Here is a 10,585-nt window from a genome sequence, read left to right as displayed (position 1 = left end):
CCCTCCCTCCGCAGAACGCGCTGTGACCGTGTCCCGGTTCCCCCGTACCCTGGACGGGCTATGACTGAGAACCTGCCGCACTCCCGCCCCCTCCGCGTCCTGGCCGCCATGTCCGGCGGCGTGGACTCCGCGGTCGCCGCCGCCCGCGCCGTCGAGGCCGGGCACGACGTGACCGGCGTCCACCTGGCGCTGTCGGCGAACCCGCAGTCCTTCCGCACGGGCGCCCGGGGCTGCTGCACCATCGAGGACTCCCGGGACGCGCGGCGGGCCGCGGACGTCATCGGCATCCCGTTCTACTGCTGGGACCTGGCCGACCGGTTCCGCGAGGACGTGGTCGAGGACTTCGTCGCCGAGTACGAGGCGGGACGCACGCCGAACCCCTGCCTGCGCTGCAACGAGAAGATCAAGTTCGCGGCGCTGCTCGACAAGGCCCTGGCGCTGGGCTTCGACGCGGTGTGCACCGGCCACTACGCCACGGTCGTGGAGAACCCGGACGGCACGCGGGAGCTGCACCGGGCCTCCGACATGGCCAAGGACCAGTCGTACGTGCTGGGCGTGCTGGACGAGCGGCAGCTCGCGCACGCCATGTTCCCGCTGGGGGACACGATCACGACGAAGGAGGAGATCCGCGCCGAGGCCGAGCGGCGCGGGCTGGCGGTGGCGAAGAAGCCGGACAGCCACGACATCTGCTTCATCGCCGACGGCGACACCCAGGGCTTCCTGGCAAAGCGGCTCGGCAAGGCCGAGGGCGACATCGTGGACGAGGCCGGCCGGAAGGTGGGCTCCCACGAGGGCGCGTACGGTTTCACGATCGGCCAGCGCAAGGGCCTGCGGATCGGCCACCCGGCGCCGGACGGCAAACCGCGGTACGTCCTGGACATCTCGCCGGTGACGAACACGGTGACGGTGGGCCCGGCCGAGGCGCTGGACGTGACCGCCCTGACGGCGATCAAGCCCCGCTGGTGCGGGACGCCTCCGGTGGGGGCGGCGACGTACACGGCCCAGCTCCGGGCCCACGGAGGGGAGACCGAGGTCCGCGCGGAACTGCTGCCGTCCGGCACCCTGGAGGTCACCTTCACCACCCCGGTCCGGGGTGTGGCCCCGGGCCAGGCGATCGTCCTCTACGACGACACCCGCGTGGTCGGCTCGGCCACCATCGCCACGACGGTCCGCGCAGCGGCCACCACGGTCTAGCCCAGGCTCCGCTTTCGGGCGCTCCGCCCCCGAGCCCCAGCGCCCCGAACGCCGGCGGGCTGGATTCGTCCAGCCCCGCCGGCGTTCGAGGCGACCCGGGCGCGGGGCGCCCGGAACGGGTCCGGGGGCGCCCGGAACGGGTCCGGAGCGCCCGGAACGGGTCCGGCGCGGAGCCCGGGGGTCTTTTCGGGCCGGGGCCCGGGGCCGGTCAGGCCACGGTGAGCACGATCTTGCCCGTGGTGCGGCCCCGCTCGCCGAGCTCATGCGCCTTGGCCGCCTCCGCCAGCGGCAGCACGGCGTCCACGACCGGCCTCAGCTCACCCCGCTCCACCATCGCGGCGATCTCCCGCAGCCCCACCTGGTCCGGCTCGACCAGCACCCACTCGGCCCGCACGCCCTCCGGCGTCACCGCCGGCACGTCGTCCGGCCCCGGCAGGGTGATCAGCCGGCCGCCGGGCCGCAGCACGGCCAGCGACCGCTGCGCGGTCTCGCCGCCCAGCCCGTCCAGGACCACGTCGACGTCGGAGACGACCTCCTCGAAGCGCACCGACCGGTAGTCGACCACCTCGTCCGCGCCCAGCCCCCGCACCAGCTCGTGCTTGCCCGCGCTGGCCGTGCCGATCACGTACGCGCCGCGCGCCTTGGCGATCTGCACCGCGAAGTGCCCGACGCCGCCGGCCGCCGCGTGCACCAGCACCCGCTCGCCGGGACGCACGTCCGCCGCGTCCACCAGGGCCTGCCACGCCGTGAGCGCGGCCAGCGGCAGCGCCGCCGCCTCCACGTGCGTCAGGGACGCCGGCTTCGCGGCGAGCTGGCGGGCCGGGGCCACCACGTACTCGGCGTAGCCGCCCGCCTGCCGCGGGAACAGCGGCATGCCGTAGACCTCGTCACCGGGGCGGAACACCGTCACGCCCGGACCGACCGCCTCCACCGTGCCGGACACGTCCCAGCCCAGCACCGGCACCTCGCCCCACTCGATCAGGGCGCCGCTGCCGCGGACCTTCCAGTCCACCGGGTTCACACCGGCCGCGTGCACCCGGACCAGCACCTCGTTCAGTCCCGGCTCGGGGCGCTCGATCTCCCGCTCGACCAGGGTCTCGGGTCCGCCCCACTGCTCCACGACCACCGCGCGCATGTTCTCCGCCTTGCTTCCGGTTGCCGGGCCTCTCCCGGCGACGCAGTCCACGATCCGGCAGCCCGGCCGCCCGTGGTGTTGGCCGGATGGCCACTATGTGACAGGATCTGGCCATGAGCGAGACCCGTCCCCGCCCGCACCCCGACGAGACCCGGAGCGAGCCCCGGCCCGAGGCCGGAGCCGGGCGGCCGCATCGTGTCGCCGTGCTGGCGCTGCCCGGCGTGCCCCCGTTCGAGCTCGGCATCCCGTCCCGCGTCTTCGGCAGCGCCGAGGGGCCCGACGGGCAGCCGCTCTACGAGGTCACCGTCTGCACCGCCGACGGCGCCTCCGTGCTGAGCGACGCCGGGTTCACCGTGCAGCCCGCGGCAGGACCCGAGGCGCTCGCCGCCGCCGACACCGTGATCGTGCCGCCCACCCACGCCATGCCCGAGCTGGGCCGCGGTGGCCCGCTGCCGCCGGAGGTCGCCGCCGCCATCGCCGGGATCCGGCCGGGCACCCGGCTGGTCTCCATCTGCACCGGCTCCTACGTGCTCGCCGCCGCCGGGCTGCTCGACGGCCGCCCCGCCACCACGCACTGGAACCTGGCCCAGGAGTTCCGCCGCGCCTACCCGCGGGTCCGGCTCGACGAGGACGTGCTGTTCGTGGACGACGGGGACGTCCTGACCTCGGCCGGGGTCGCCGCCGGGGTCGACCTGTGTCTGCACGTGATCCGCCGCGACCACGGGGCGGCCGCCGCCAACCGCGCCGCCCGGATGTGCGTCGTACCGCCCTGGCGCGACGGCGGCCAGGCCCAGTACATCGACCGCCCGGTGCCCGAGCCGACCGTGGCCACCACCACGGCCACCCGCGCCTGGGCCCTGGAACGCCTCGACACCCCGCTCACCCTCGCCGAACTCGCCGACCACGCCCGGATGAGCCTGCGCACCTTCACCCGCCGCTTCCGCGACGAGGTCGGCATGACCCCGGTGCAATGGCTCACCGCCCAACGTCTGGAACTGGCACGCCAGTTGCTGGAGACCACCGATCTGCCCGTGGACCTCGTGGCGCACCGGGCCGGCTTCGGCTCCGCCAACTCCCTGCGCCAGCACATGCGCGCGGGCATCGGGGTCTCGCCGATCGCCTACCGCCGCACCTTCCAGCCCGCGGGAACGGCCCCGTAGGGATCCGCACCCGCGGGCATGACCTCGGAGGTCATCGCCGCGCGCACCCTGCGGCGGGCAGGATGGGGCCGGGTCGGCCCGGCACCCCGGGCCGTCCCGACACGCTCGTCCAACTCCCCCCGAAGGAGCCCGAGATGACCGCCTACGCCATCGGCCACATCCGCCCCGGCGCCCTGCACGAGGACGTCCTGCGCTACATCGAGACCATCGAGTCCACCTTCGAGCCGTTCGGCGGCCGCTTCCTCGTCCACGGTGCCGAGGTCGAGGTCAAGGAGGGGACCTGGCCGGGCACGGTCGTCGTGATCGCCTTCCCCGGCCTCGACGCCGCCCGCGACTGGTACGACTCCGAGGCCTACCAGGACCTCGTCCCGCTGCGCACCCGCCACATGCCCGCCGAGATCATCCTGGTCGACGGGGTGCCGGAGGGCTACCGGGCCGCGCGCACGGCGGCCGCCCTGCGCGCCCGGGCCGGGCTCTGAGCCGTACGGTCGCCGGGCCCTGAGCCCCACGGCCGCCCAGCTCCACGGCACCCGGGGCGACCGCTGAGCCGCCGCGTCGGCGCCGGTCGGCGAGGTGCGAGCATGGGCGCATGGCTACTCACCTCATCACCGGTGCCGGCTCGGGCATCGGCGCCGCCGTCGCCGCCCGCCTGCACGCCCGGGGCGACGACCTCGTCCTCCTGGCCCGCGACGCGGCCCGCGGCAAGGAGCTCACGGCCCGCTACCCCGGCTCCCGCGCCCTCGTCGCCGACCTGGCCGACCCCGACCGGATCGCCTGGGCCTTCTCCCACCAGGCCCTGCCCGACCGGCTGGACTCGCTGCTGCACGTCGCCGGCATCGTCGACCTCGGCCCGGTCGGCGACCTGCGCCCCAAGACCTGGCACCAGCAGCTCAACGTGAACCTGATCGCCCCCGCCGAACTCACCCGGCTGCTGCTGCCCTCGCTGCGCGCCGCCAAGGGCCAGGTGGTGTTCGTGAACTCCGGCGCCGGGCTCAACGCCCATCCGGAGTGGGGCGCGTACGCCGCCTCCAAGCACGGGCTGAAGGCGCTGGCCGACTCCCTGCGCGGCGAGGAGAAGGGCAACGGCGTCCGGGTCACCTCGGTGTACCCGGGCCGCACCGCCACCCCGATGCAGGCCAAGGTGCACTCGCAGGAGGGCAAGGAGTACGACCCGGCCGCGTGGATCGACCCCGAGTCGGTGGCCACCACCATCGTCATGGCCGTGGACCTGCCGCGGGACGCCGAGGTCAACGACCTGACCGTGAGGCCCGGCCGATGACCGCCACCGGCGTCGGCTCGATGCCGGGCGGCGACGCCCGGGAGGCCGTCAAGACCGTCACCGGCAGCTTCGAGGACTTCCCGTACCTGCCCGAACTGCCCGCCCGCGGCCCCGGCGCGGACATGATCGGCCGCTCGCTGGGCCTGCTGGTCGACCTGTACGCGCACGTCGAGCCCAGCGGCTGGCGGATCAGCGACCGGCCCGGCCGCGACACCCGGCGGGCCCGCTCCTGGCTCGGCGAGGACCTCGACGCGCTGGAGGAGTACACCCAGGGCTACCAGGGCCGGCTGAAGATCCAGGCGGTGGGGCCGTGGACGCTGGCCGCCGCGCTGGAGCTGCGCAGCGGCGAGGCCCTGCTCTCCGACGCCGGCGCCTGCCGGGACCTGGCCGGATCGCTGGCCGACGGGCTGCGCGAGCACCTGGCGGACGTGCGCAAGCGGGTGCCGGGGGCCTCGGTCGTGCTCCAGTTCGACGAGCCTTCGCTGACCGCCGTCCTGAGCGGCCGGGTGCGCACCGCCAGCGGCTACCGCACGTACCGGGCCGTGGACCGCCAGGTGGTCGAGGCGAGCCTGCGGGACCTGTTCGCCGTGCACGACGGCGAGGTCGTGGTGCACACGTGCGCGCCCGACGTGCCCTTCGCGCTGCTGCGCCGGGCCGGCGCGTCGGCCGTGTCGTTCGATTTCTCGTTGCTCACCGAGCGCGATGACGACGCCCTCGGGGAGGCCGTCGAGAGCGGCATGCGGCTCTTCGCCGGAGTGGTGCCCGGTACCGACGTCGCATTGTCGGACCCTGCCGGTAGCGTCATGGGTGTCAGGAAGCTTTGGCGCAGGCTGGGGCTGGCCCCGGGGACTCTCGCCGAGTCCGTGGTGGTCACTCCGTCGTGCGGTCTGGCGGGTGCTTCGCCCGCCTATGCCCGCGCGGTACAGGCCCACTGCGTCAGGGCGGCGAGGTCGCTCGCCGACAACCCTGAGTGACGGACCGACGGGGCCACGGGAGGACACGGCATGGCAGCCGAACAGCAGGAGACGGTACCGGCGCAGGTGCGTGAGCAGCACCAGCTGCTGGCCGAGCAGGTCGAGGAGCACCGCTTCCGGTACTACGTCAACGACCAGCCGGTCGTCAGCGACGCCGAGTTCGACACGCTGCTGCGCTCCCTGGAGGCGCTGGAGGAGCAGTACCCGGAGCTGCGCACCCCGGACTCGCCCACCCAGAAGGTGGCCGGGGCGTACGAGACGGACTTCGCCTCGGTGGAGCACCGCGAGCGGATGATGTCCCTCGACAACGCCTTCGACGACGAGGAGCTGGCGGCCTGGGCCGAGCGGGTGGCCCGGGACACCGGCACCTCCGCGTACCACTACCTGTGCGAGCTCAAGGTGGACGGCCTGGCCGTCAACCTCACCTACGAGCACGGCCGCCTCACCCGGGCCGCCACCCGCGGCGACGGCCGCACCGGCGAGGACATCACGCCCAACATCCGCACCATCGCCGAGATCCCCGACCGCCTGCGGGGCGAGCGGATCCCGGCGCTGGTGGAGATCCGCGGCGAGGTCTTCTTCCCGATGGAGAAGTTCGAGGAGCTCAACGCCCGCCTGGTCGAGGCCGGGGACAAGCCCTTCGCCAACCCGCGCAACGCGGCGGCCGGTTCGCTGCGGCAGAAGGACCCGAAGGTCACCGCGACCCGTCCGCTGCACATGGTGGTCCACGGCATCGGCGCCCGCGAGGGCCTGGACATCGACCGGCTGTCGCAGGCGTACGCGCTGCTGCACGAGTGGGGCCTGCCCACCGCCCGGCACAACAAGGTGGTCGCCACCCTGGACGAAGTGCGCGCCTTCATCGCGTACTTCGGGGAGAACCGGCACTCCGTCGAGCACGAGATCGACGGAGTCGTGGTCAAGCTCGACGAGATCCCGCTCCAGGGCCGGCTGGGCTCCACCGCCCGCGCCCCGCGCTGGGCGATCGCGTGGAAGTACGCCCCCGAGGAGGTCAACACCAAGCTGATCGACATCAAGGTCGGTGTCGGCCGCACCGGCCGGGTGACCCCGTACGCGCAGGTCGAGCCGGTGACGGTGGCCGGCTCCGAGGTCGAGTTCGCCACCCTGCACAACCAGGAGGTGGTCAAGGCCAAGGGCGTGCTCATCGGCGACACCGTGGTGCTGCGCAAGGCGGGCGACGTCATCCCCGAGATCCTCGGGCCGGTGGTGGACCTGCGCGACGGCACCGAGCGGGAGTTCGTCATGCCCGCCGAGTGCCCCGAGTGCGGGACGGCGCTGCGCCCGATGAAGGAGGGCGACATCGACCTGCGCTGCCCCAACGGGCGCACCTGCCCGGCGCAGCTGCGCGAGCGGCTGTTCTACCTGGGCGGTCGGCAGTGCCTGGACATCGAGAACTTCGGCGCGGTGGCCGCCGCGGCCCTGACGAACCCGCTGGAGCCGGCCGAGCCGCCGCTGCGGGACGAGGGCGACCTGTTCGGCCTCACGGTGGAGCAGCTCCTGCCCATCAAGGCCTACGTGCTCGACCCCGACAGCGGTCTGCCCAAGCGGGACCCGAAGACGGGGGAGGAGAAGATCGTCACGGTCTTCGCCAACCAGAAGGGCGAGCCCAAGAAGAACACCCTGGCGATGCTGGAGAACATCGCCGCCGCCAAGGACCGCCCGCTGGCCCGGATCATCAACGGTCTGTCCATCCGGCACGTCGGCCCGGTCGCGGCCGAGGCGCTGGCCCGCGAGTTCCGTTCGATCGACCGGATCCAGGCGGCGACCGAGGAGGAGCTGGCCGCCACCGACGGCGTCGGCCCGATCATCGCCGCCTCGCTCAAGGAGTGGTTCGCGGTCGACTGGCACCAGGAGATCCTGCGCAAGTGGCGCGAGGCCGGCGTCCGGACGGAGGAGGAAGGATCCGGCGAGGAGGAGGGGCCGCGCCCGCTGGAGGGCCTGACCGTCGTCGTCACCGGCACTTTGCAGAACCACACCCGGGACGGCGCCAAGGAGGCCCTGCAGAGCCGCGGCGCCAAGGTCACCGGCTCGGTGTCGAAGAAGACCTCGTTCGTGGTCGTCGGCGACAACCCCGGCTCCAAGTACGACAAAGCCGTGCAGCTGAAGCTGCCGATCCTCGACGACGCCGGCTTCGAGGTGCTGCTGGAGCAGGGCCCTGACGCGGCGCGCGAGGCCGCCCTCCCGGTGGAAGGCGCCGCCGGGGTGGAGTAAAGGGCCCACCGGACGACGTAGCGAAGGCGAACGGATGCGTGGCGTGCGGCCGTACGGGCGGGCGCACGCCGGGTGCGACCGCCGGTCGTGAACGGCCGGACGAGGGCTGGCCGTAGGGCCGTGAGCTGTCGGATCATCGGACGGGTGACACCCGGGTCCTGGTCCAAACTCACCCGTTCGGCGGATACCGTACTGATGAGGATGGCTGGGTCGCATTCGGGCAACCGCCGCCGACCGCTGCCCCTGAGAGCCTCCTGCGGCCTACTGTTGAGGGGTGCGCCTGTCGTGCACGGCTGCGGTGACGCGATTTCAGCCGTGATGGCATGACATCGGGGCCTCCCCCAGCTACCGCTGGGAGGTGCCCCCAGGCATCGGCATCGCCGGCTGTGAGAGGGACGGGCATGAAACCCACCGAAAGCGCCGACCCGTCACCTGATCTCGGCGGGAACGTACCCGCCGTGCGGACGCGGCGACTCGGCGTCCTGCGCGCCAGGACGCCCGAGACGCACCCGCTGACGGTCGCCGTCGCGGCGGGACCGGGGCGGCGCACCGTGCTGCCCTTCGCCGTCGTCGGCCTCGCCCTCACCCTCGTCGCGATCGGCCTCGTCCACGCCCTGACCTACCGTCACGCCCTGTTCCCCGGCGGCTCGGTGGGCTGGGCCCTGGCCCTGCTGACCGGCATCATCGTCGGCCACCTCGTCGCCCTCGGCCGGGACCGCTGGTGGGGCGGCACCGGCTCGGGCGCGGCCCTCACCCTCGGCGTCCTGCTCCTGTACGGCTGGCTGGCGGCGGGCCTGGTCTCCCTGGCCGTGGTCTCCCTCGTCGGCGCCGCCCGCCGGCACCGCTGGCGCCAGGGCCTGCTGCACGGCTCCGCCGACATCCTCGGCATCGGCGCCGGCGCCCTGGTGCTGGCCGCCCTCGGCCGGACCCCGTCGGTGGAGACCCCGTGGCGGCCCACCGACTGGTCCCTGTCGGCCGCCCCCGCGGTGCTCCTGACCGCCCTCGCCTACCTGGCCGTCACCCGGGTGCTGCTGTGGGCCGCGCAGTCCCCGCCCGGCGGCGGGCTGCCCACCATCGCCCGCACGGCCGTGCTCCGACAGGGCCTGGTCGCGGTCGCACTCCTCGGCATCGCCCCGCTGATCTGCGTGGTCGCCGTCACCCTGCCCACCGTTCTGCCGCTGTTCGCGGTCCCCCTGATCGCCCTGGACTCCACCCTGTGGATCGCCCGCGCCCGGGCCGAGGAGCAGCTGCGCGACCCCCTGACCGGACTGCCCAACCGGCAGTGGCTGCTGGAACGCACCTGGACCGCACTCGACGAGGCTGAACGTTTGGGCACCCGGTCAGCTCTTGTGCTGATCGACCTGGACCGGTTCCGCGCCGTCAACGACACCCTCGGCCACCTGGCCGGCGACCGCCTCCTGCTGCAGATCGCCGACCGGCTGCGCCAGGCCCTCCCCGAGGACGCCGAGGCCGCCCGGCTCGGCGGCGACGAGTTCGCCGTCCTCCTGCCCGTGGCCGACTCCCAGACCAGCGCCCAGCGGGTCGCCCGCCACCTGGTCGCCGAGCTCAGCTCCCCGCTCGACCTCGACGGCCTCACCCTGGTCCTGGAGGCCAGCGCGGGCCTCGCCGTCTTCCCCGACCACGCCCTCGACGCCGAGGGCCTGCTGCGCCGCGCCGACGTCGCCATGTACCAGGCCAAGCGGGACCGCACCGGGGTCGAGGTCTACGAGTCGAAGCGGGACAGCAACACCCCCGACCGCCTCGGCCTCCTCGGTGACCTGCGCCGTGCCCTCGACGCCGGCGAGGTCGAACTGCACTACCAGCCCAAGGTCCGCTTCGACGGCCAGGTGGCCGGCCTGGAGGCCCTGGTCCGCTGGGTCCACCCCGAGCGCGGCCGGGTCCCCCCGGACGAGTTCATCGCCATCGCCGAGACGTCCGGCCTGATGCCGCACCTCACCGAGTACGTCCTGGAGACGGCCCTCGCCCAGGTCGCCCGCTGGCGCGCCCAGGGCCTGAAGGTGCCGGTCGCCGTCAACGTCTCCCCCCGCGACGTCCACACCCCGGGTTTCGCCGGCGCCGTCGCGGCGCGCCTGGCCCGGCACGGCGTACCGGCCGGCGCCCTGCAGCTGGAGATAACGGAACACGTCCTGCTGGAGGACCCCCAGCGGGCGGCCGACACCATGGCCGGGTTGACCGGCCACGGGGTGAAGATGTCCCTGGACGACTTCGGCACCGGCTACTCCTCCCTGGTGCACCTGCGCCGCCTCCCGGTCAGCGAGCTGAAGATCGACCGCAGTTTCGTGGCCCGGCTGGCGGTGGACGCCCAGGACGCCGAGATCGTCCGCTGCACGGTGGACCTCGCCCACTCGCTGGGCCTGCTGGTCGTCGCCGAGGGCGTCGAGGACGACGAGACCTGGGAGCGCCTGCGCGACCTGGGCTGCGACGCCGTCCAGGGCTGGCTGGTCGCCGCCGCCATGCCTCCGCAGGAGGCCACCGCCTGGCTCCTGGCCCGCGGCGAGCGCGGCTGGCGCCGCCCGGCGGACATCACGGCGGAACTGTCGGACACCCCGGCCTCCTGACCCGGACCGGGGCGGGCGCGGGCACGGCCCTGGCG

The 10,585-nt window shown here is 74.0% G+C and carries 8 protein-coding genes; 7 read left to right on the top strand and 1 reads right to left on the bottom strand.

Going from position 1 to position 10,585, the window contains the following annotated elements; translation table 11 throughout:
- Positions 1-60: 60 nt before the first annotated feature.
- A complete protein-coding gene (mnmA, locus tag EF918_RS26350) occupies positions 61-1,194 on the top strand; it encodes a tRNA 2-thiouridine(34) synthase MnmA (protein WP_125651197.1) in 1,134 nt (377 codons plus the stop codon).
- 208 nt (positions 1,195-1,402) lie between these two features.
- Here mnmA and EF918_RS26345 read toward each other — a convergent pair whose 3' ends face one another.
- Entirely contained in the window at positions 1,403-2,329 is a 927-nt protein-coding gene (locus tag EF918_RS26345; protein WP_125651195.1) for an NADP-dependent oxidoreductase, read from the bottom strand.
- A gap of 113 nt (positions 2,330-2,442) precedes the next feature.
- Here EF918_RS26345 and EF918_RS26340 point away from each other — a divergent pair, with 113 nt between their 5' ends.
- From EF918_RS26340 to EF918_RS26315, 6 genes are all read left to right on the top strand, one after another.
- Positions 2,443-3,489: a GlxA family transcriptional regulator gene (locus tag EF918_RS26340; protein ID WP_125651193.1), complete on the top strand. Its 1,047-nt coding sequence runs from the start codon at positions 2,443-2,445 to the stop codon at positions 3,487-3,489.
- Between the two features lie 134 nt (positions 3,490-3,623).
- The gene (locus EF918_RS26335) at positions 3,624-3,968 is read left to right on the top strand and encodes a DUF1330 domain-containing protein (RefSeq protein WP_125651191.1); all 345 of its coding nucleotides are present in this window, start codon (positions 3,624-3,626) and stop codon (positions 3,966-3,968) included.
- Between the two features lie 110 nt (positions 3,969-4,078).
- Positions 4,079-4,768 carry an SDR family oxidoreductase gene (locus EF918_RS26330; protein ID WP_125651189.1) on the top strand — a complete coding sequence of 230 codons (690 nt, stop codon included), beginning with the start codon at positions 4,079-4,081 and terminating at the stop codon, positions 4,766-4,768.
- On the top strand, positions 4,765-5,742 hold the full coding sequence (locus EF918_RS26325) for a methionine synthase (RefSeq protein WP_125651187.1): 978 nt from the start codon (positions 4,765-4,767) through the stop codon (positions 5,740-5,742). The genes EF918_RS26330 and EF918_RS26325 overlap by 4 nt, the downstream gene beginning before the upstream one ends.
- 30 nt (positions 5,743-5,772) lie before the next feature.
- Positions 5,773-7,971, top strand: a complete 2,199-nt coding sequence (gene ligA / locus EF918_RS26320) for an NAD-dependent DNA ligase LigA (RefSeq protein ID WP_125651185.1) — start codon at positions 5,773-5,775, stop codon at positions 7,969-7,971.
- A 401-nt stretch (positions 7,972-8,372) separates the two neighbouring features.
- Positions 8,373-10,550, top strand: a complete 2,178-nt coding sequence (locus EF918_RS26315) for a bifunctional diguanylate cyclase/phosphodiesterase (protein WP_260610689.1) — start codon at positions 8,373-8,375, stop codon at positions 10,548-10,550.
- The last annotated feature ends 35 nt before the right edge of the window (positions 10,551-10,585 follow it).

This window comes from Streptomyces sp. WAC06614, assembly GCF_003949795.1.
In the GTDB taxonomy this organism is placed as follows: domain Bacteria; phylum Actinomycetota; class Actinomycetes; order Streptomycetales; family Streptomycetaceae; genus Streptomyces.
Note: the sequence above shows the minus strand (reverse complement) of the source record. Positions and strands in the feature narration are given on the sequence as shown.